Genomic DNA, 21,073 nt, shown 5'->3' with positions numbered 1-21,073 from the left:
AAGATATTTTGGAGGAATTTAACAATGGCTACAAGAACACATGCTAGTAACGAGCTGTCAGAAGCGTTACAAGGCGAAAAAGTCGTATTAAAAGGTTGGGTACAGCGTCGTCGTGACCTTGGTGGTTTAATTTTTATTGATTTGCGTGACCGTACAGGTATTACGCAAGTTGTGTTTAGTCCAGATGTTGCAGAAGCACACGCATTAGCGGATAAAGTGCGTAGTGAATATGTGATCGAAGTGGAAGGCACAGTCATCCTTCGTACAGAGGATCAAATCAACCCGAATGTACCAAACGGTAAAATTGAAGTGGAAGCAACAAAATTAGTCGTAATTAATACGGCAAAAACAACGCCATTCCAAATCGAAGATCGTACAGATGTATCAGAAGATTTACGTTTAAAATATCGTTATCTAGACTTACGTCGTCCCGTAATGTTCGATACTTTCAAAATGCGTTCTGATGTGACACGTACAATTCGTAACTTCCTACAAAATGAAGGATTCTTAGAAGTTGAAACACCAATTTTAACAAAATCAACGCCAGAGGGTGCTCGAGACTATTTAGTTCCTTCACGTGTACATGAAGGTGAATTTTATGCCTTACCACAATCACCTCAATTATTTAAGCAATTATTAATGGTTGCTGGTTTTGAAAAGTACTTCCAAATTGCGCGTTGCTTCCGTGACGAAGATTTACGTGCTGACCGTCAACCAGAGTTTACACAGGTGGACATTGAAACGAGCTTCTTAACACAAGAAGAAGTATTAGAAATGAACGAGCGCTTAATTCAAGCGGTTATGAAAGAAGTAAAAGGAATTGACATTCCTGCACCATTCCAGCGCATGAAATACCAAGAAGCAATGGATCGTTATGGTTCAGATAAGCCAGATGTACGTTTTGGATTAGAGCTTGTGGCGTTAAATGATATTTTTGAAGGCTGTAATTTCAAAGTATTTGCTGATACTGTTGCACAAGGAAAACAAGTGAAAAGTATCAATATTAAAGGTGCAGCTGACAAATATTCTCGTAAAGACATGGACGAGTTAACAAAATTCGTTGGGATTTACGGAGCAAAAGGTCTTGCCTGGTTAAAGGTAACAGAAGAAGGCTTAAACGGACCAATTGCGAAATTCTTTGACGAGGCATTAGCAGCAGCCTTAATCGAGCGTATGGGAGCAGAAGTTGGCGATATTCTAGTATTTGTAGCAGATAAAGCCGCTGTTGTAGCAGCTTCATTAGGTGCTCTTCGTACAAAATTAGGACAAGATTTAAATCTGATCGATGAATCACAATTTGCTTTCCTTTGGATTACTGATTGGCCATTATTCGAATACTCAGAGGAAGATGGACGCTACTATGCAGCACACCATCCATTCACACGCCCGTTTGATGAAGATATAGCGTTAATGGACACAGACCCTGCAGCAGTACGTGCACAAGCATATGATATCGTTTTAAACGGCTATGAACTTGGTGGTGGTTCATTACGTATTTACGAACGTGACCTACAAGAGAAAATGTTTGAATTACTTGGCTTCTCAGAAGAAGAAGCACAAGCACAATTTGGCTTCCTATTAGAAGCGTTTGAATACGGCGTACCACCACATGCAGGTCTTGCCTTTGGTCTTGATCGCTTCGTTATGCTATTAGCAGGTCGTACTAATTTACGCGATACAATTGCATTCCCTAAAACTGCTAGTGCTAGCTGCTTGATGACAGAAGCACCAAGCGAAGTATCTCCAGAGCAATTAAGTGAGCTAAGTCTGGCCATCAAACCATTTAGAAAATAATGTATAATACAAAATACCTGGATTACCTAGCAAATACTGTAGGGAATCTAGGTATTTTTTGCGTTTTCTTATAAATTTATAGATTATTAGAGAAAATCGTTTGAATTATCAGAAAAGTGGTGTTATGATAACTGTAATACGAATCCTGATGTGTTTGTCTAACTGCTAACTCTACTTCACAGTTTTGACCGAACATTATAGAATCGGGAGCCTTCATTTTGTAGTCGCAAACATGCCCCTAATAAAGCGGGACGTTTAAAGTTGCAAAGCGGGCACCCACCTGCAAATTGCGGGTTCAAAACGAATGTTTCTTGGCATTACGGCACAATTGGGATTCGTCCTATACATAGGATTGAGAGGAGCTTATTAATAGCTCCTTTTTTTACATAAAATTAAACAAGAACTAGTAGAATATTTTAAGTGAATGTTTAGAAAATATGGAAAATCACTTTTTATTTCTGATGAAGCAGCATATAATTGGTATAGACAACTATACCTTTTGAGAAGCTATATCCGCTAAAGGAAAAGATACATTATATCTTTAGGCAGATATTACGAGGATAAACACTTTATTTAAATGATTTTGAAAGCGTTTTAATTGTGATTGATACAAAACACATGAGGGAAAAGCCTATCGAAAAAAGGCAAATTGGATCAAAATTACAAGACGGTGATTAGTCAGTTGAGAATATAATGGTACAATGATTGAGCGCAGATGCTACAATGATAGTGAGAAAGTTACCACATCAAGCGACAAGTAAATATGTCCTTTTCACACTGTTATCGTGGATATCATTTAGCTTTGTTGAATCATGCGAAATACAAAAACCGATCTAACGAGGTAAAGTTGTATGGAGAAATCATAAAGGTGATAAGGAAGGTGCAAGAATTGTTAGAGAAAAATTCTCATATACCTATTTATATACAAATAGAAGAGATTATTAAACAACGAATTTATTTAGAAGAATACAGAATTGGTGAGACCATCCCATCAGAACGAGAGCTTTCTGCACAATTTGATGTAAGTAGAATGACTGTTCGTCAATCCATTACCAATCTAGTAAATAGTGGTCTATTATATCGAGAAAAAGGGAGAGGAACGTATGTTGCAAATCCAAAATTAGAGCAACCGTTAAAAGGCTTAACGAGTTTCACGGAAGATATGCGGGCAAGAGGAATGGAACCAAGCAGTAAGGTATTACGATTTGAGAAAATCATACCACCAGTGGATATTGCAAGAGATTTGATGATAGAGTCTGGCGAAGAAGTATTTTTTGTAGTGCGCATAAGAAATGCAGATGCGCAACCAATGGCAATCGAAAGAACATATATCCCAGTTAAAATTTATCCGGAGTTGGATGAGAAGCAAATAATGGGCTCGCTTTATGCCTTAATCGAAGCAAAGTTCCATCAAAAAATTGGGAATGCGGTACAACAGATGGAGGCAGCCATCGTATCGAAAGAGGATAGTAAGTTTCTACAAATTAATCAAACAGCACCAGTTTTAATTATCAAACGTACAAGTTATTTATCAGATGGTAAGCCCTTTGAGCTTGTACGCAGTACGTATCGAGCTGATCGTTATAAATTCATAAGTGAAATTAAAAGGTGATTTTATGCATGCATATTTTTCTGAAATCGAAAAGCTTATCCAGGTTGTGAAGGAACAGGAGGCATCACATATAAGTGATGTGGCTCAAATTATTGTCCAACGTCTCCAAAAAGGTGGGATAATTCAATTATTTGGTTGTGGTCATTCACAGCTATTGGCACAGGAGGCATTTTATCGAGCAGGTGGTTTAGTACCCGTCCGTCCTGTTTTTATTGAACCATTAGCTTTACATGCTGGGGCATTAGCTTCTTCAATCAATGAGAAAGATTCAACTATTATTGAACTGCATAAGGAACAGTTTGACTTTCGTGAAAATGATGTTTGCATCGTCATTTCAACCTCTGGGAGAAATGCAGCACCTATCGACGCTGCTTTATTAGCAAAGGATTCAGGGATATTTGTGCTATCCCTCCAATCGCTCCACTATAAGGAACAGACTACACGTCATCACAGTGGGCTGCGGCTAGAAGAGGTGGTAGATTTTGTAATTAATACCCATATACCGATTGGTGATGGTGTACTAACTATACATGACATTCAGTATGCGCCAGCATCTACTGTTATTGGTTCATTACTATTAAATGCTTTGTTCAGTGAAATCATAGAAACACTAGCAAAGTCCTCAAGAGAGTTACCGATTTTTGTCAGCAATAATGTTGATTCGGATTGGTCACATAATGAGAAAATGATTGCCAAATATCAACATCGGATTAATTTTACGTGAAAGAGTGGGGTATGTAAATGAAGAAAATGTATAAAATTACATCTACTGAAGGTATTCATGCCAGACCGGCTGCATTACTCGTAACTGCAGTGACACCATTCCAAAGTGATATTAAATTAACATATGAAGAAAGATCCGTTAATTTAAAGTCTATTATGGGCGTAATGTCACTAGGTGTAAAACCAGGGAGTATAGTGGAAATTTCAGCAGATGGGCCAGATGTAGCAACATTATTTCAAACTATTACTGAAGTCATGTTGTCTAAAGCAATAGGAGAAGAATGGCAAGAGGGATAAAAGATTCTTGCAGTGGTTGTGATTATGCCACTGTAAAAGAATCTTATGAATAATTATCTGAATATTTGGAATTTAAGGGGTGATTAAATGGACATTCACATCGTCTCGCCTAATGATTATGGGCAGATTCATCGATTGAGAGACTATTGCTTTCCAAATAAGTACTCAGGGGCTCGTCGAGAGGATTTTCATTATTGGATTGAACAAAGCACGACCTTAGGTGCTTATGATGACAAAAAAATTGTTGGGCAGCTATTAATATTACCGCTAAATATTACAGTGCATGGAGTTTCATTTAAAATGGGAGGCATCGGCTTTGTTGCAACGTATCCTGAGTATCGACAACAGGGTATTATCAAAAGGCTTATGACAGAAGCGCTGCAAAAAATGAGAGACAATGGACAAACGATTTCAGTATTAGCGCCATTTTCTGTGTCCTTCTATCGTTATTTTGGTTGGGAATTATTTTTTGAGAAGCTCCATTATACAATCCCTCAAACTATGTTTCCCTCTTTAGGGAAACAAGTAGACGACATGAAAAGGATGAGCTTTGAGTGGTTAGATCCTGCGCTCTTTCAGATGATTAAGGATTTTCATAATGCACAGGCAATCATTCGAAATGGTGGCATGGTAAGGGATGAAGGATGGTGGAAAAGACTTGAAAGAAGGAGCCCAGATAGTCACTTTGCTGCCTATTTTCAAGACAATAACTTAGAAGGCTATATTCGTTATACGATTCGAGATGGGACATTTACTATCCAAGACTTTATTGTAGCAAATCTCTTAGCTGAACAAGCTATGTGGCGTTATATGACATCTCATGCAGCAAGTGTCAGTAGCATAACTGGAGTTACTAGTAATCATTATCCTTTTGGCTTTTATTTCAAGGAGCCGCAATTCAAAAGGGAAGTCATACAGGATGTGATGATTAGAGTAGTAGATGTTTATGTATTTATGCAGCAGTATCCGTGGAAGGATATTCAAGAAACACTAACTATTCGTATTGAAGATCCATTTTGTCTCTGGAATGAGCATGTTTATCAAATAAATAAAAATGGTCAGGTCTCAATAATTGAGACAAATTCGGTCTCTGACAAGCATATGCTAACACTACCAATTAATCTTTTTTCTGCGATGATGGTAGGTTATCTTTCTGTCAAAGAAGTGGTGGTCTATGCTAATCAACCTACGGTAGAAAAGGTTATCGAACAGTGGCAATGGGCAATCCCTACTGAAAAACCAGCATTTTATGAGTATTTCTAGGTATTGAATAATAAGAAAATTTAAAAATTTTTTGCGTTTTTTTCTGGACTATACCAGTTGGTTTTAATCATTAATTTCACGACAAAATTGACATAGTCCAATTTTGTAAATAACTTGATATAAATAAAATTAATGGAAAATTTGTATTGTGGTATATACCAATAGGTGCTATTCTCAAAATAAGTAAGCGATTACACAATCGAAGAAAATAAAAGGAGTGTATCGAATGAAAAACATCATGTTAGTGTGTGTAGCAGGCATGAGTACTAGTTTATTAGTGTCAAAGATGCAAAAAGCAGCGCAAGAGCAAAATATTGAAGCGGATATTTACGCCATTGCAGAAGGAGAGGTGGAAAAAATATTAGCGACAAAGAAAGCTGATGTTCTTTTATTAGGCCCACAGGTTCGTTATTTGAAAGGGTCATTTGAAACAAAATATAAGGATAAAGGTTTTCCAATCGATGTGATCAATATGGCGGATTACGGCATGATGAACGGTGAAAATGTCCTGAAACAGGCTCTACAACTAATTGGATGAAAGAAGGGGCAATGGGGAATGGAAGATACAGCATTAATGGCATCCATTATGGGACTGATTGTGCATAGTGGAAATACGAAAAGTGAGTGTATGGAAGCTATTCAGCTAGCAAAAAAGGGGCAAATTGAGGCAGCAAAAGAAAAAATCAAATTAGCGAATGAGTCATTAATTGAAGCGCATCATGCTCAAACGGGGTTACTGTCTCAAGAAGCAAGGGGAGAAAAGGTAGAGGTTTCCATGTTATTAATTCATGCCCAGGATCATTTAATGAATGCTATTACTTTTCGAGATTTAGCACAGGAAATGATTGAGCTATATGAACGAATCCAAGGGGAGTAACATCAAATTTTGATGTTATCAATAAAAAGTAAAGGGAGTGTATGTGAGTGTTCCGTTTTTTAGAAGAAAAGTTTGTACCGGTTGCTGCTAGGGTTGGGAATCAGCGTCATTTAGTTGCCATTCGTGACGGATTTATTACGATTATGCCTTTAACGATTGTGGGATCTTTGGCTGTACTTATTAACAATTTGCCTATCAAATTTTATCAAAATACACTCGATGCCATTTGGAAACATGAGACATGGACTCAATTTGGCGGTAATATTTGGAGTGCTACATTTAATATCATTTCACTGCTACTTGCCTTTACTGTTGCTTATCATCTTGCTAAAAGTTATCAAAAAGATGGTCTGTCTGCTGGAGTAATTAGTCTATCAAGCTACATGACGTTTGGGACTTTCGGGGAAGGCGGATTAACCGGCTTAACAACAGGCACGGGTGGTATATTTATTGCTCTGATTGTAGCACTACTTTCTACAGAATTGTTTTGTAGATTGTCTGGCAATCCTAAACTACTAATTAAAATGCCAACTGGTGTACCACCAGCTGTTGCCAAATCATTTGCTGCGTTACTTCCTGCCATTATTACGATTGGAATATTTGCTTTAGTACGTACAATTATTTCAGCAGGTTTTGATATACCAGATATTGTCGGGTCCTTCTACTCTGCGATTCAAGAGCCATTTATGGGTCTAACAAATACATGGCTTGCTGCTTTAATTTTGGCATTTATACCTACATTTTTATGGACACTTGGCGTACATGGAGCAAATATCATCGAACCATTCATGCAAACGATTAATTTACCAGCTATTAATGAAAATGTTGCAGCAATCTCTGCTGGTAAAGTTGCGCCTTACATTGTCAATAAACCATTCTTTGATGCTTTTATTAATATGGGAGGCTCTGGCACAACAATAGCACTTATTATTGCGATTTTCATATTTGCGAGAAAGAATAAGCAATATAATACAGTTGGGAAATTATCCGCAGCACCTGGGATTTTCAATATCAATGAGCCATTACTTTTTGGGTTACCAATTGTATTAAATCCGGTTTTATTTGTTCCGTTCATTTTGACACCAATGATAAACGTAACAATTGCATTCTTTGCAACGAAATGGGGCTGGGTGCCAGCCGCTACCGTTTCACCGCCTTGGACAACACCGCCGATTATTAATGGTTTTTTAGCAACTCAATCTTGGCGTGGTGCAGTTTTGAGTATGGTTTTAATTGTCATCGCTGTTTGTATTTATCTGCCATTTATCTCAATGGCGAACCGTATGGCAAGGCAGAATGAGCAAAAAGCTGCTTTAGCGGCACAGAGTGAGGAATCTGTAGTGGAATCCAGAGGACAAAAAGTGGAAGTATAAGCGTCAATTAACGGAGGGTTTGAAGTGAAAAGATTAGGAATCTCGCTATATCCGCAGCATAGTACGCTAGAGGAGATGAAGCGCTATGTTCAACTGGCTCATGACAATGGCTTTGATCGTATATTCACATGCCTAATGTCATTAAAACAGGATGAGGAGCGTCAAAAATTACAACAAATCAACGAATTTGCGCAACGCCTTGGCTTTGATATATCCGCTGATATTGCACCAGGTATTTTTGATGATTTAGGCTTAACCTATAAGGATATTGGCTATTTAAAAGAACATTATTATTTGGCAGCCTTACGTTTAGATATGGGATTTTCAGGTCAAGAAGAAGCGTTGATGTCACTTGATGGGAGTCATCTAAAAATAGAATTAAACATGAGTAATGGTACGAAGTATGTAGATAATATTATCTCTTATCAGCCCAATAAAGAGAACATTATCGGCTGTCATAATTTTTATCCAAAACGCTTTACTGGGCTATCTCGTCAGCATTTTTTACAAACGTCACAGCACTTTAAAGCGCACAATGTGAGAACGGCAGCGATGATCTCCTCACAACATGGTCAATATGGACCTTGGGAGCAAACAGAGCACGGGTTACCTACATTAGAGGAACACCGTCATCTCCCAATCACTGTACAGGCGAAAGATTTATGGCATACAGGGTTAATTGACGATTGTATTATTGGCAATATGTTCGCTTCTAAGGAAGAACTACGTGCATTAGGACAATTAAATCGTAATAAGCTTGAGTTAAAGGTTGTCCAGTCTGAAGACACAAGTATTCTAGAGGAGACAATTCTTTATAAAGAGCCTCATTTTAATCGAGGTGATGTGTCTGAATACGTGATTCGAAGCACCCAATCCCGTGTGAAATATAAAAATGGAGATTTTCCTGTGCATGATATACGGCCATTAAAAAGAGGAGATGTCACGATTGATAATAATTTAGATGTTCGTTATAAGGGAGAGCTACAGATTGTGCTAAAGGACATTCCGAATACAGGATCGAGTAATGTCGTAGCTAGCATTGTAGAGGAAGAACTATTTTTATTAACATGCATTCAACCATGGGCATCATTTGGTTTTACAAAGTAAAGAAGAGTGAGAAAGAGATTGAGTCATCAATCTCTTTTTCTTTATGTGGTTGAGCATAATGTTATCTAAGATTTACCTAATTAAATTAACTAATTTTTAAAGTGCTATTTTACCATATATTGAACTAAAAGGGATGAAATCTTTTTATGGATTATTATCTCAGAGGATTTAAGTAGACAATTTTGACTTTTTCTTTATATTTTTATCTTGAACAATAACATGATAAAATGTAAGATAGGTTTTGATTTTATCTTAGTATATAACTAGGTTTACTAATAAAATTTCATAGATGGAGAGTGTCAGGATGTTACATCAATTTTCACGTAACGAGCTCGCAATAGGAACAGAGGGTCTCGAGAAATTAAAAAATACAACGGTTGCCATTCTTGGCGTGGGTGGTGTTGGTTCATTTGCTGCTGAGGCATGTGCACGAAGCGGAATCGGCCGTATTATTCTAGTCGATAAGGACAATGTAGATATCACAAATGTCAACAGACAACTTGTTGCATACTTATCAACAGTTGGTCAATCAAAATCAGCTGTCATGAAAGAGCGTATTGCAGATATTAACCCAGCATGTGAAGTGATTGACATGCACATGTTTTATACGGAAGAAACCTATGAAGAATTTTTTGCACAAGGTATTGATTATGTGATCGATGCAAGTGATACAGTGATGTATAAAATTCATATAATGAAGGAATGTTTAAAGCGTAATATTCCTATTATTTCAAGCATGGGTGCAGCAAATAAAATGGACCCTACTCGCTTCCAAATTGCAGATATTTCAAAAACACATACAGACCCATTGGCTAAAATCATTCGTACTAAGCTACGTAAAGAAGGAATTCATAAGGGTGTTACGGTTGTATTTTCAGATGAAAGTCCAATTGTCGTACGTCCAGATGTTGTCGAACATGTAGGTAAGCCTGATGCAGCAATTCGTAAAGCAAAGATGCCACCTTCATCTAACGCTTTTGTACCGTCGGTAGCAGGTTTAATTGCAGCAAGCTGGGTAGTCAATACCATCCTAAAAGATGTGAAAATTACGCGCGTACAAGGTTAATACCAAGTACGGTGCTTTGGTAATAGTCAAAAAACAGCATAAATGTTCATTTTCGTAGAAGTAGCTGCCTTAATTGTCTTTAGAGGTAGCTACTTTTTCTATGTTACAATTAGACCGTTGTAAAAAAGGAGGCGTATACAAATGGAAAAAATTTATCAAATGGCGTATAGAGGTTTAAATCTTTTTGACGAGATTAGTACAGTAGAGTTAGCTATAGATGAAGAAAACCAAACTATACATATTTTTGATGTTGGACAGGTTGTCAGCCCCATTTTTAATTTTGATGTATCAGCCTACGAATTGTCAGATGGTTTTTATAAAATGGCCGATGTTCTGCGACACAAAAAAATCTTAACGAATCAACAAGCAGGTAGTGATTTAACATTAAGTGAATGGTTAATTATGAACAATGCTTATTTTTATATACCTCAAAAGCGCATTAAAAAATATGTGCATGGAAGTATTATTGAAATTATCGATCGAGCAAACGAACCATGCTTATTTGAGGATTATGTACAAAGGGTATAATTTTACCAAAATAGTTCCTCTTATGTACATAAAATGCTATTAATTCACGAAATTGTCTTATTTTTTTCATGTCCACACTACTTCAGATGGTTTATTGCTATAATTTGAATCATCCATTAGATAATCGATCTGTTTGTTTGGGATGCTTGGTGCTACTCAGTGAATAGCCAGGAAGCTAAACAGCAAATGACATATGGGAGAGTGGGAAAATGGAAATTCAAGTAATTCGTGATCATTTAGATATTGTTAAACTTCAAGAGAAAATGAATGCCATTGTATTTGACTATTTGGATACATCCAACAACTATCCGAAAGCCATGAGAGAATTGAATCCTTTATATATACAAGTCACTACCTATTATAAGGAATATGTTAATCAACGGGCAGGGGAATTACCAAAAGCAAATACGTATTGGCATTTATTTATCGATTGTTGTGCAAAATTATGCTACTTTTTAGCTGCATCGACCTATTATTCTTCGAATGCTTTGCAAGAAACACCTGAAAAAGTAGAGCATTTATTAAAAATAGCAGCGTATTCCTTACCGAGTATTGAGCAGGAAGAGAATGAGCAATTATTAGAAGATATCATGGCTCTTTTAACTGAAGTGCTAGAGGATGAAGAAAAAGCAACAAACATACGCAACGAGGTGCTGTCACAAAAAGGTGAAGTGAAGCAATGTCTTCAACACTTTAAATTATTTGTGGATCAAGAACTTCCAGCATAGACCTTAGACAATAATAGACTATCTATTTTCTGAAAATAGCCTATACGTCAAGAATCTACGTAACTAATAGGAATTGAATCAGTCTTTCTACAATGTTCGATTGGAAAGAGAGTGATTTACTTGCCTTTTTTAGTAGCGTGGATTCTTTTTTAGTTGTAGGGAAAGTAAAAAGACATATTTTCTAGAAAGGTATTTATGTTTTTTTGTCGAATTATAGTTAAAAAATGGGTAATAGATATGCTCACTCTGCTTAACGCTGTAAAAACTTATGGGAAGGGGGCTAAGCAATGATTGTAAATGGAATAGAAATAGATTTGGCGAATTTGGAAAATCCGCTTTTATTAGTTAGTGAGGAAGATGAACTTTTATTTCTACAGCTTATCCAACCGACAATTGAGCAGGAGCTTATTCAATGTCAATTAGCGCTCTCAACAAGGAAATCTATTTCATTGGTCAAAGATATTTGGTTGGCTATGTATAGAGATCGAGAAAAGCTGTACATCAATAGCGGTCATGCCATGCTTTATCCAATACGTTTAATTCTTTTTGAACTAGTCACACAAGCAGAATATTTCCAACGCTTAGCAAAAAAATCACGTGGCGATGAATGTCTTTCCCTTATGTATGCAGTCATTCTTTTGCAATTTGTCTTGCAATGGTTAAAAGATCGATTTAGTGGAAATAAAGAGGTATATGGTGCATTAAAACGGTTATACAGAGTGTCGGATGATGAATTAAGTAAGGAGCCCTCCTGTGAAACAAGAGAACAAAAAATTGCACAAGCAATTGCTGTAAAAGCAATTCGCTTTGAGGTAAGAGAAAACAGTCAAGAGTTCGCGAGCTTGTTGTATCAGTCGTATAATTTGATTGTTTTTTTGCATAGTAAGGCAAATGAAGGAGATGTGAAAGAATCCATCTTGCCATCACTTCGACATTTGGCAGAACCATTAAATTTGTTTTATCAAGAACGATATACGACAAATAACCCGAGCTTTACGGGATGATTGCTAGAGCAGCCCATCCTGTTGTTATATAAAAAGCAAAGTCATTTCAATTACTTAAGATAGTGACTTTGCTTTTGTTTTATTATTTCTTATCATGAAATGATTTTAGTTTGTCGTAGATGCCAGCCATGCGCTTTTCCTCACCAGCAATAACAGGTTTGTAGAATTCAGTTCCTACAAGTTCGTCTGGCAAATATTGTTGGTCTACCCAACCACCAAAAGTACCAATTGGTGTGTTATGAGGATATTGATAGCCAACGTGTCCTAAATCTTTTGCACCCTCGTAATGAGCATCTCGCAAATGATGAGGTATATCACCTGTTTTGCCTTCATGAATAGCTTTAATGGCAGCATCAATTGCCACAATGGCTGAGTTGGATTTTGAGGCAAGGCACATTTCAATGACAGCACTCGCAAGTGGGATACGTGCCTCTGGTAATCCTAGTCGTTCTGCTGCTTGAATAGCAGCTAATATATGAGGTCCGACGTCGGGATTAGCTAGACCAATATCTTCATAGGCCATCACAAGTAGGCGTCTGCTGACAGCCACTAAATCACCTGTTTCCAATAAATGCGCTAAATAATACAGAGCAGCATTAGTATCACTGCCACGCACAGATTTTTGCAGGGCTGATAGTAAATTATAAAAATGTGATCCTTTTTTATCACCATACACACCAATTCGACTAATGAGATGTTCAATGACATGGTCGGCAGCAACCGTTTGTCCATCCACCTCATCACTGGCATAGTAAATGGATTCTAGCAAAGTTAATGCCTTTCGTGCATCTCCGTTTGCTGCGGCTGCAATTTGTTCAATTTGTGATGGTGTTAAGGCAAAATGATATTTACCTAGTCCCCGTCTTTCATCAGCCAGTGCTTTTTCAACTAGTTCGATTAAATTTTCCTTCGTTAAGCGTTTCAGCTGGTAAATTTCGCCACAGCGCGAACGAATTGCTGGATTAACATCATGATATGGATTTTCTGTCGTGGCACCAATTAATACAATTGATCCATTTTCTACATGTGGTAACAGCGTATCCTGCTGTAATTTATTGAAACGGTGAATTTCATCTAAGAAAAGTATTACTTTCCCTGAAATTCTGGCTTCCTGTACAATATCTTCCACATCTTTTTTGCCAGCTCGTGTGGCATTAAGTGCGAAGAAAGGGAGCTTGGAACTTCCTGCAATGGCATTGGCAATGGATGTTTTACCGATTCCAGGTTCTCCATATAGCAACATAGAAGGGACATGTTCATTTTGAATCATTTTATAAAGGGCTGTGTTGGGACCAATGAAATCCTGATGACCAACAATCTCATCAAGGGTCAAAGGTCGCATTCGAAAAGCGAGTGGTTCATTGTGCAAAATAACTTCCCCTTTCTGTCGTTGTCATTTTGTTTCATACATTTTTTACGCTAAAATAAAGCACTCATATGGATTTTGAACGATTTTGAATCGCTTTAATTAGTATATCATATCCTTCTAGGTGTATTTCCGAGTTCATCAAGAGGAGATTATGATATACTGTTGGTAGTATTTTGACTAGACTAATTGAGGGTGATAAAATGAAAATTTCAACAAAGGGCCGTTATGGGCTTACAATTATGATTGAATTAGCAAAGCATTATGGGGAAGGGCCAATTCCCTTGCGTAAAATTGCGGCGGAAAAGGAGCTTTCAGAGGCATATTTAGAGCAATTAGTATCTCCGCTTCGTAATTCAGGCTTAGTAAAAAGTGTACGTGGTGCTTATGGTGGTTATATGCTAGCAAATCCACCTAGCGAAATTTCAGCAGCCCATGTTATTAGTGTGCTAGAAGGGCCGATTCAACCAGTAGAGGGTATTGAAAATGAAGAAGCACCTCAGCGTGAGTTATGGCTACGTATTCGCGATGCAGTAAAAAATGTGTTAGATACAACGACAATTGAAGATTTAGCACAGTATACAGAAGAAAATGTAGTGGAAGGCTACATGTTCTATATTTAAAATAGTTTAAGCTAAAGCGCTACTCCTGCATTCACTTCATCTTTATGGGAGATTGTGAACTATTCACATCCCAATGACTATTTTTACGATGAGTGATGTGGGTTTTGTGCTTTTATCTCGATTCAGCAATGTTTTTGTACTAAAATGAACCACTAAGTACGGAAGACTCCCCACTTATAGAGGAGCGAAGAACACTTGTATTATTTTGCAAGCATTAACTGAATCAAGCGAAAGCCTCTGGCGGATGTCACAGAGTTTAAAAAGGAGTTTTCAACATGAATTCATATATCTATCTCGATCATGCGGCCACATCTCCAATGAATGGCCAAGTAATAGAAGCGATGACGACTGCTATGCAAGAGGTTTTTGGCAATGCATCGAGTATTCATAAAGCAGGTCGAGAAGCAAGGAAATATCTAGATGATGCACGTGAGCTATTGGCGAAATCAATTGGTGCGCAAGCAGGGGAAATTATTTTCACAAGTGGTGGCACAGAAGCTGATAATATGGCAATTTTAGGAACTGTCTATGCCCGTGCAAATGAAGGAAAACACATCATTACAACGCAAGTAGAGCATCATGCAGTATTACATACGTGTGAAAAACTTGAACGTGATGGCTTTGAGGTGACCTATTTACCTGTCGATCAAAGAGGGCGTGTCGCGGTTGAGGATGTCCAAAAAGCCCTTCGTGATGATACCATTTTAGTAACAATTATGTATGGAAATAATGAAGTAGGAACGATTCAGCCAATTGCTGAAATTGGCGCGTTATTGCGTGAGCATAGTGCCATATTCCATACAGATGCGGTTCAGGCTTATGGCTTAGAGTGCATTGATGTAAATGAATTACAGGTGGATTTATTAAGTGTATCTGCTCATAAAATCAACGGTCCAAAAGGTGTTGGATTCCTTTATCAAAAAGCAGGAACACCGTTAGCAAGTTATGCTCTTGGGGGCGCACAAGAGAAAAAACGTCGTGCAGGTACTGAAAATATACCTGCCATTATTGCTTTTGCGACTGCAGTGCAAGTTGCAAATGAGTTGCGTGAAGAAAAGCGTTCACTATACAATCACTTTAAGCAAATTATGCTTGCTGTTTTTTCACAGGAAAAGCTAGCATTCCATGTAAATGGTGATGAGGTGTATTCGTTGCCTCATGTCTTAAATATTAGCTTTGCAGGCATGGAGGTAGAATCATTTTTAGTGAACCTTGATATGGCAGGTATCTATGTTTCGAGTGGTTCGGCATGTACTGCAGGATCGATTGATCCTTCTCATGTGTTAGTAGCAATGTTTGGACAAAGTGCAGAGGAGCTACGGAATTCAATCCGATTCAGCTTTGGGCAGGGTTTAACGGAAAAGGATATACAAGATGCAGCAGAAAAAACGGCTCAAATTGTGAAAAAACTAGCTAAAAAATAATTTGCAAAATACTTATGTTATGTTTCGTTAAAATATGGAAACATAAACTGTAATTAGATAAAAGAAAAGGTGACCACAATGAAAGAAACACGTGACCCCTCTCAAATTCGAGTTGTTGTCGGCATGTCAGGTGGGGTAGATTCATCGGTGGCGGCATACTTGTTAAAACAACAAGGGTATGAAGTAATCGGGATCTTTATGAAAAACTGGGATGATACAGACGAAAACGGTGTTTGTACGGCAACGGAAGATTATGACGATGTAATAAAAGTATGTAATCAAATTGGTATCCCATACTATGCTGTCAATTTCGAGAAACAATATTGGGATAAAGTTTTCACATACTTTTTAGAAGAATATAAAGCAGGGCGTACACCAAATCCTGATGTTATGTGCAATAAAGAAATTAAATTTAAAGCATTTTTAGAGCATGCCATGAACCTTGGTGCTGATTATTTAGCGACAGGTCACTATGCACGAATTGATCGTAATGGTGATGGTGAAGTTAGAATGTTACGTGGCGTTGATGATAATAAAGATCAAACATACTTTTTAAATCAATTATCGCAAGAGCAATTGGCGCATGTAATGTTCCCAATTGGTGATATAGAGAAAAAAGAAGTACGAAAAATTGCAGAAGAAGCTGGCCTTGCTACGGCAAAGAAAAAAGATTCAACAGGCATTTGCTTTATCGGTGAACGTAATTTCAAGGAGTTCTTAAGTCAATATTTACCAGCGCAACCTGGGAAAATGGAAACAATGGATGGCGTTGTAATGGGCCAACACGATGGTTTAATGTACTATACACTTGGCCAACGACACGGGCTTGGTATTGGTGGGGATGGCGAGCCTTGGTTTGTGCTAGGAAAAGATTTAGCACGTAATGTTCTACTTGTTGGACAAGGCTTTGACAATGAATATTCGTATTCAACATCATTAACAGCTGTGAAAATGAACTATACTTCGACAAAAAAATTGCCTGGGAAATTTTCTTGCACCGCAAAATTCCGTTATCGTCAAACTGATACACCAGTAGAAGTTGAAATTTTACCAGATGGGCGTGCACACATTACATTTGCAGAACCTGTACGTGCAATTACACCTGGCCAAGCTGTAGTACTATACAATGGAGAAGAGTGTATGGGTGGCGGAACGATTGATGAAGTCTTTAAACGTAATGAAAAACTAACATATGTTGGATAAATTGCGTTAAGACTGCTTTTATGGCCTCTTGGCTTCCTAAAAGCAGTCTTTCGCTACATAGAGGTGAAGAACAAATGAATTATAATGAACAGGGCATCCAAGCATTTCAAGAAAAACGTTATGAGGATGCTGCTCAACTATTTACAAAAGCAATAGAGGCAGAGCCTGAAAATGCTATTGGGTATGTAAATTTCGGCAATTTATTAGCCGTATTAGAGGATACTGAACGCGCAGAACGTTTCTTCCAAAAGGCAATCACTGTAGATGAATCAGCAGCTACAGCCTATTACGGTCTAGCGAATTTATATTACAATGCTGAACGCTATGCCGAGGCTGTGAAGCTATATGAGCAAGCGCTAAAACATCATATTGAAGGTGCCGATGTCTATTATATGATGGGGAAATGCTTTGAACGGTTGGATAACTCAAAATTGGCATTACCTTATTTACAACGTGCGGTAGAAATTGCTCCTGAAGATACACAGATTCGTTTAGCCTATGCGATAGTACTATGTGCATTAGAAATGTTTGAGGAAGGGAAGCAGGAACTGGATCTTTTGGTTGAACAGGATTGGAATAATGCCGATGCACATTATAATTTAGGCGTACTATATGCCGTGTCTACTGAACAAACAGAGGATGCAATGTATCATTTGAAACAAGCCTTTACCTTACAACCTGAATATGACCAAGCACGTTATATTTACGATATGATTGCTCAACGATTTAACTGATAGATAATAAGCAGCGAGTGAATGTTGATTAACATTCTTGCTGCTTTTTTATTGATTTTTTCTAGTAAAACATAAAAACATCGTTTATTTTTTTCATAAATTGAATCCCTTTCTCTTTTAATTCTAGTTCAAACTTGGTAATGTATGTCATGCAGGAAAGGAAAAGGTGACAGAATGAATAAAGTATTTATTGCACTATTACTTGTAACAGCACTCGCTGCAATTGAGGGAACTATTGTTAGTACTGCTATTCCGAGTATAACAGCTGATTTATTAGGCGTAGACTTAATAAGCTGGATTTATTCTGCTTATTTACTAGCTTCAGCCATAGCGGCGATTATTTTTGGTAAATTAGCCGATTTATTTGGGCGTAAACGGATGATTATTACAGGTATCATTATTTTTTTAGTAGGTTCTATGTTATGTGGTTTAGCTCAATCCATGGAGCAATTAATTGTTTTTCGAGCAATTCAAGGTATCGGCGCAGGTTCAATTTTGCCGATTACATTAACAATGGTGGGTGAATTGTTTAAGACTGAAAAAGAGCGTGCCAAAGGACAAAGCTATTTAAGTATGGTATGGGGCGTTTCTGGTGTAGTAGGTCCGTTATTTGGAGGCTTTATAGTTGACCAAGTATCTTGGCATTTTATTTTCTTCATTAATGTACCGTTTGGTTTAGCCTCTATTTATTTAATTGCTAAACATTATAAAGAACAACTAGAGGCAGTGAAGCGTAAAATTGACTACCTAGGTGCAGTGTTTTTTACAATTGGCATGGTTGCGTTACTATTTGTTATTATCGAAAACAGTAAAACACAAACCTGGTTATCAGGTCAATCGCTGTTAATGTACGGTGTTGCTCTTGTATTCTTAAGTATTTTTATCTGGGTGGAGTTACGAGCAGAGGAGCCAATTATTCCGTTAACACTGTTTAAAAATGGACGACTAATGGTCATTAATGCATTAACTTTAAGCGGTATGTCTATTGTCATTGGTGTAACTGTTTATATTCCTATATTTGCTCAAAGTGTTTTAGGCAAAAATGCAACGCAGGCTGGTTTATTATTAACACCAATGTCTATTTTTTGGACGGTGAACTCGATTATGGCAGGTTATTTAATCGGTCGTTTAACAAATAAACGCATTATCCAAATGGGTACGATTTTACTTGTTACGGGTACACTATTGTTGGCAAGACTATCTTCAGATTCTAGTGATTTCAGCGTTTATTTCGCCTCATCGTTAATAGGGCTTGGGATGGGCTTTATTATGCCGATGTTGATGATTTCCATACAAAAGGTGGCAGATCCAAAGCAGCTTGGTATTTCAATTGGTTTGAACTCTTTTACAAATACATTTAGCCAAGCGATTGGTGCAGCGCTATTCGGTATGATTTTCAACCTAGCAACGAGTGAAAAAATGGCTTCATTAGGAAAAGGTGAAATTCAATTAAACGGTGAATTTGCAAAAGGTGGGTTTAATTTAGAAGAAGTAAGCTTTTTAAAGGACACTATCGCGAATGGCGTCAGTTATGTATATATAGCTACCTTTATTTTTGCTATTGGTGCACTTATTTTCTCCTTTTTTGTAGCAACGAAATCCACAAGGAAGGCGCAATAGCAACTAATAGTAAAATCCACCTCACATTCTGTGGTCAAGCAGCATGTGAGGTGGGTTTTTTATTTGATGACTAAACCATAGCATAATTTTACTTTTTGAATAGAGCGTCATCCATTATTTTATTGCCAGGTAGTTCCGTTAAGTATTTCGCTAAATGTGCGATGGGGGTACTGTCTAGCAATGAAGGCTCGGCTTCATTTTCTTTTAAAATATTGATTTCCTTATTCAGTCGCTCCATTTTTCGATCTAATTCAGCTGCTTGTAGCGCGGCTTCCTTTAATTCATGTCGAATATGCTCAGGTACTTCTTTGTTATACTTATAATAAATTTTGTGTTCTAAGCTTGCCCAGAAATCCATTGCAATTGTACGAATTTGGATCTCTGTATAGACCTTTTCCATATGGTCTGACATAAAGATAGGAATTTTAATAATGAGATGTAAGCTTTGGTAGCCATTTTCTTTTGGATTGGCTATATAATCCTTCACCTCAACAACTTCTATGTCATGCTGTGCTTGTAACATGGCGCTTACCTTGTAAATATCCTCCACGAAGGAACAGGTGATGCGAGCACCAGCTATATCGCGGATATTTTCACGCACAGCTTCTATCGATGGAGGAAGCTCTTTTTTCATCATCTTCGTTAAAATACTTTTAGGTGATTTTACACGTGTAGATACATGCTCAATTGGATTATATTCATGAATTAACTTAAATTCTTCTTGTAATATATTAATTTTCGTTTCCACTTCCTGTAGAGCAAATTTGTAAGCTAAAAAGAAGCGTGTTAATTCAGTTTGAAATGATTTTAAAGTGTTTACTTCTAGTTCAGTTTTCATCGTTTGTAAATCCTTTCTTTTCGGTTTGTTCAATTTTTATTTTTTGTATAGCTGTGATGGCAATGAGATAGCCAATAATTGGTGAAATGCCATAGCCCATAATAGGCATAGGAAAATGACCCGCGAATGTGACAAGGATTGTCATTAGAAAATATAAGCCTAAAGCTAATGACAAGGTATCTTTTTTCCATGGGATAAAGAATGGATAAATTAACAATAGGAGTGCTAAAACACCTAAACAAAGAAAAATACTGCCCATATCAGCCACTAAAAAAATAATTTGCTCGACATATGGGACTGGAGCTAAATGATCAAGAAAAATCCATGATGCGATGACAAAAAAAGCTAATAAGAGTAGTGAAATGTACTTCCAAATGGAATTTTCTATAGCTCTCCACAAAATAATGGTGGATGCACTAGCGAACGCAGTGATTTGCCCTGCATCAGGTTGCAATAATAATATACCTTCTATGAGGAACATGAATCCTATCATGAATGATAAATTTTTATTGATTGAAAGCGTCCATAAATTAATAATTAATATAGGCAAACAAATACTAGCTATATAAAAATTAAAAGGACCGAAAGTTATCCATCGATGGACACCCTCTATACCATTAAACCAAAAGGGCATAATGAGTAAAAAGATTAAAAAAGTTAGAATAGAAAGAGGGCTAATATCTAAAAATTTAAAGGTATTTTTTGTTGACATAACATAGCAAAAACTAATGCCAACAACCCAGATGAACATGTTCTGTATCCAAATATGAAAGCCTACGCCATAGGAGATCATGGTGATCATCCCTATTAGAAGAGCAGGGAGCATAAAAAAATAAGGAAGGAAATTTTGAGTATGTAGATTAGTCACGTAAACCTCCTATGGTTATGCTATA

The 21,073-nt window shown here is 37.2% G+C and carries 21 protein-coding genes and 1 other RNA gene; 19 read left to right on the top strand and 3 right to left on the bottom strand.

Annotated elements, in window-relative coordinates; translation table 11 throughout:
- The first annotated feature begins 24 nt into the window (after positions 1–24).
- The 14 genes from aspS (at position 25) to L6W14_RS15440 (ending at position 12,372) form a co-directional block, all read left to right on the top strand.
- Positions 25–1,794 (top strand): aspartate--tRNA ligase, encoded by a 1,770-nt coding sequence (gene aspS, locus L6W14_RS15505; protein ID WP_004226768.1) that lies wholly within the window; start codon positions 25–27, stop codon positions 1,792–1,794.
- 139 nt (positions 1,795–1,933) lie between these two features.
- A non-coding RNA gene (ssrS, locus tag L6W14_RS15500) (6S RNA) lies at positions 1,934–2,133 on the top strand.
- A 550-nt stretch (positions 2,134–2,683) separates the two neighbouring features.
- Positions 2,684–3,406: a GntR family transcriptional regulator gene (locus L6W14_RS15495; RefSeq protein WP_004226770.1), complete on the top strand. Its 723-nt coding sequence runs from the start codon at positions 2,684–2,686 to the stop codon at positions 3,404–3,406.
- Positions 3,407–3,410: 4 nt separating this feature from the next.
- Complete coding sequence (locus tag L6W14_RS15490; RefSeq protein ID WP_131520507.1) at positions 3,411–4,130, top strand: sugar isomerase domain-containing protein; 720 nt, start codon at positions 3,411–3,413, stop codon at positions 4,128–4,130.
- A gap of 17 nt (positions 4,131–4,147) precedes the next feature.
- Positions 4,148–4,426 carry an HPr family phosphocarrier protein gene (locus L6W14_RS15485; protein WP_131520508.1) on the top strand — a complete coding sequence of 93 codons (279 nt, stop codon included), beginning with the start codon at positions 4,148–4,150 and terminating at the stop codon, positions 4,424–4,426.
- An 87-nt stretch (positions 4,427–4,513) separates the two neighbouring features.
- Positions 4,514–5,689, top strand: a complete 1,176-nt coding sequence (eis, locus tag L6W14_RS15480; protein ID WP_131520509.1) for a GNAT family N-acetyltransferase — start codon at positions 4,514–4,516, stop codon at positions 5,687–5,689.
- Positions 5,690–5,915: 226 nt separating this feature from the next.
- Positions 5,916–6,227 (top strand): PTS sugar transporter subunit IIB, encoded by a 312-nt coding sequence (locus L6W14_RS15475; RefSeq protein ID WP_103118482.1) that lies wholly within the window; start codon positions 5,916–5,918, stop codon positions 6,225–6,227.
- 18 nt (positions 6,228–6,245) lie between these two features.
- The gene (locus L6W14_RS15470; protein ID WP_004226783.1) at positions 6,246–6,566 is read left to right on the top strand and encodes a PTS lactose/cellobiose transporter subunit IIA; all 321 of its coding nucleotides are present in this window, start codon (positions 6,246–6,248) and stop codon (positions 6,564–6,566) included.
- A gap of 47 nt (positions 6,567–6,613) precedes the next feature.
- Positions 6,614–7,939, top strand: coding sequence for a PTS sugar transporter subunit IIC (locus tag L6W14_RS15465; protein WP_237898299.1), 1,326 nt, complete (start codon positions 6,614–6,616; stop codon positions 7,937–7,939).
- 24 nt (positions 7,940–7,963) lie between these two features.
- Positions 7,964–9,046: a DUF871 domain-containing protein gene (locus L6W14_RS15460; RefSeq protein ID WP_237898298.1), complete on the top strand. Its 1,083-nt coding sequence runs from the start codon at positions 7,964–7,966 to the stop codon at positions 9,044–9,046.
- Positions 9,047–9,350: 304 nt separating this feature from the next.
- The gene (locus L6W14_RS15455; RefSeq protein WP_048392126.1) at positions 9,351–10,112 is read left to right on the top strand and encodes a tRNA threonylcarbamoyladenosine dehydratase; all 762 of its coding nucleotides are present in this window, start codon (positions 9,351–9,353) and stop codon (positions 10,110–10,112) included.
- A 141-nt stretch (positions 10,113–10,253) separates the two neighbouring features.
- Positions 10,254–10,640 (top strand): hypothetical protein, encoded by a 387-nt coding sequence (locus tag L6W14_RS15450; RefSeq protein ID WP_237898297.1) that lies wholly within the window; start codon positions 10,254–10,256, stop codon positions 10,638–10,640.
- A gap of 209 nt (positions 10,641–10,849) precedes the next feature.
- Complete coding sequence (locus tag L6W14_RS15445; RefSeq protein ID WP_237898296.1) at positions 10,850–11,368, top strand: hypothetical protein; 519 nt, start codon at positions 10,850–10,852, stop codon at positions 11,366–11,368.
- A 287-nt stretch (positions 11,369–11,655) separates the two neighbouring features.
- Positions 11,656–12,372, top strand: coding sequence for a hypothetical protein (locus L6W14_RS15440; RefSeq protein ID WP_237898295.1), 717 nt, complete (start codon positions 11,656–11,658; stop codon positions 12,370–12,372).
- Positions 12,373–12,454: 82 nt separating this feature from the next.
- On the opposite strand, the gene L6W14_RS15435 is transcribed toward L6W14_RS15440, so the two are convergent.
- A complete protein-coding gene (locus L6W14_RS15435; protein ID WP_237898294.1) occupies positions 12,455–13,741 on the bottom strand; it encodes a replication-associated recombination protein A in 1,287 nt (428 codons plus the stop codon).
- Positions 13,742–13,941: 200 nt separating this feature from the next.
- Here L6W14_RS15435 and cymR point away from each other — a divergent pair, with 200 nt between their 5' ends.
- The 5 genes from cymR (at position 13,942) to L6W14_RS15410 (ending at position 19,342) form a co-directional block, all read left to right on the top strand.
- Positions 13,942–14,361, top strand: coding sequence for a cysteine metabolism transcriptional regulator CymR (gene cymR, locus L6W14_RS15430; protein WP_004226809.1), 420 nt, complete (start codon positions 13,942–13,944; stop codon positions 14,359–14,361).
- 275 nt (positions 14,362–14,636) lie between these two features.
- Positions 14,637–15,785, top strand: coding sequence for a cysteine desulfurase family protein (locus L6W14_RS15425; protein WP_237898293.1), 1,149 nt, complete (start codon positions 14,637–14,639; stop codon positions 15,783–15,785).
- A gap of 78 nt (positions 15,786–15,863) precedes the next feature.
- Positions 15,864–16,988, top strand: a complete 1,125-nt coding sequence (mnmA, locus tag L6W14_RS15420; RefSeq protein WP_237898292.1) for a tRNA 2-thiouridine(34) synthase MnmA — start codon at positions 15,864–15,866, stop codon at positions 16,986–16,988.
- 74 nt (positions 16,989–17,062) lie between these two features.
- On the top strand, positions 17,063–17,722 hold the full coding sequence (locus L6W14_RS15415) for a tetratricopeptide repeat protein (protein ID WP_237898291.1): 660 nt from the start codon (positions 17,063–17,065) through the stop codon (positions 17,720–17,722).
- Positions 17,723–17,896: 174 nt separating this feature from the next.
- Positions 17,897–19,342, top strand: coding sequence for an MDR family MFS transporter (locus L6W14_RS15410; RefSeq protein WP_237898290.1), 1,446 nt, complete (start codon positions 17,897–17,899; stop codon positions 19,340–19,342).
- An 88-nt stretch (positions 19,343–19,430) separates the two neighbouring features.
- Here L6W14_RS15410 and L6W14_RS15405 read toward each other — a convergent pair whose 3' ends face one another.
- Together L6W14_RS15405 and L6W14_RS15400 are read right to left on the bottom strand one after the other, a co-directional pair.
- Positions 19,431–20,180 carry a GTP pyrophosphokinase gene (locus L6W14_RS15405; RefSeq protein ID WP_237898289.1) on the bottom strand — a complete coding sequence of 250 codons (750 nt, stop codon included), beginning with the start codon at positions 20,178–20,180 and terminating at the stop codon, positions 19,431–19,433.
- Positions 20,170–21,048, bottom strand: a complete 879-nt coding sequence (locus L6W14_RS15400; RefSeq protein WP_237898288.1) for a putative peptidoglycan glycosyltransferase FtsW/RodA — start codon at positions 21,046–21,048, stop codon at positions 20,170–20,172. Before L6W14_RS15400 ends, L6W14_RS15405 begins: the two co-directional genes overlap by 11 nt.
- Between the last annotated feature and the right edge of the window lie 25 nt (positions 21,049–21,073).

It is taken from the genome of Lysinibacillus sp. ACHW1.5 (assembly GCF_022014815.1).
GTDB lineage: Bacteria > Bacillota > Bacilli > Bacillales_A > Planococcaceae > Lysinibacillus > Lysinibacillus capsici.
This window is presented reverse-complemented; position numbering and strand designations above follow the sequence as displayed.

What these genes read in the sequence shown, in the direction of transcription:
- aspS (WP_004226768.1), top strand. Translation starts at nt 25, where the DNA reads ATGGCTACAAGAACACATGCTAGTAACGAGCTGTCAGAAGCGTTACAA.
- L6W14_RS15490 (WP_131520507.1), top strand. Translation starts at nt 3,411, where the DNA reads ATGCATGCATATTTTTCTGAAATCGAAAAGCTTATCCAGGTTGTGAAG.
- L6W14_RS15485 (WP_131520508.1), top strand. Translation starts at nt 4,148, where the DNA reads ATGAAGAAAATGTATAAAATTACATCTACTGAAGGTATTCATGCCAGA.
- eis (WP_131520509.1), top strand. Translation starts at nt 4,514, where the DNA reads ATGGACATTCACATCGTCTCGCCTAATGATTATGGGCAGATTCATCGA.
- L6W14_RS15475 (WP_103118482.1), top strand. Translation starts at nt 5,916, where the DNA reads ATGAAAAACATCATGTTAGTGTGTGTAGCAGGCATGAGTACTAGTTTA.
- L6W14_RS15470 (WP_004226783.1), top strand. Translation starts at nt 6,246, where the DNA reads ATGGAAGATACAGCATTAATGGCATCCATTATGGGACTGATTGTGCAT.
- L6W14_RS15455 (WP_048392126.1), top strand. Translation starts at nt 9,351, where the DNA reads ATGTTACATCAATTTTCACGTAACGAGCTCGCAATAGGAACAGAGGGT.
- L6W14_RS15450 (WP_237898297.1), top strand. Translation starts at nt 10,254, where the DNA reads ATGGAAAAAATTTATCAAATGGCGTATAGAGGTTTAAATCTTTTTGAC.
- L6W14_RS15445 (WP_237898296.1), top strand. Translation starts at nt 10,850, where the DNA reads ATGGAAATTCAAGTAATTCGTGATCATTTAGATATTGTTAAACTTCAA.
- L6W14_RS15440 (WP_237898295.1), top strand. Translation starts at nt 11,656, where the DNA reads ATGATTGTAAATGGAATAGAAATAGATTTGGCGAATTTGGAAAATCCG.
- cymR (WP_004226809.1), top strand. Translation starts at nt 13,942, where the DNA reads ATGAAAATTTCAACAAAGGGCCGTTATGGGCTTACAATTATGATTGAA.
- L6W14_RS15425 (WP_237898293.1), top strand. Translation starts at nt 14,637, where the DNA reads ATGAATTCATATATCTATCTCGATCATGCGGCCACATCTCCAATGAAT.
- mnmA (WP_237898292.1), top strand. Translation starts at nt 15,864, where the DNA reads ATGAAAGAAACACGTGACCCCTCTCAAATTCGAGTTGTTGTCGGCATG.
- L6W14_RS15415 (WP_237898291.1), top strand. Translation starts at nt 17,063, where the DNA reads ATGAATTATAATGAACAGGGCATCCAAGCATTTCAAGAAAAACGTTAT.
- L6W14_RS15410 (WP_237898290.1), top strand. Translation starts at nt 17,897, where the DNA reads ATGAATAAAGTATTTATTGCACTATTACTTGTAACAGCACTCGCTGCA.
- L6W14_RS15405 (WP_237898289.1), bottom strand. Translation starts at nt 20,180, where the DNA reads ATGAAAACTGAACTAGAAGTAAACACTTTAAAATCATTTCAAACTGAA.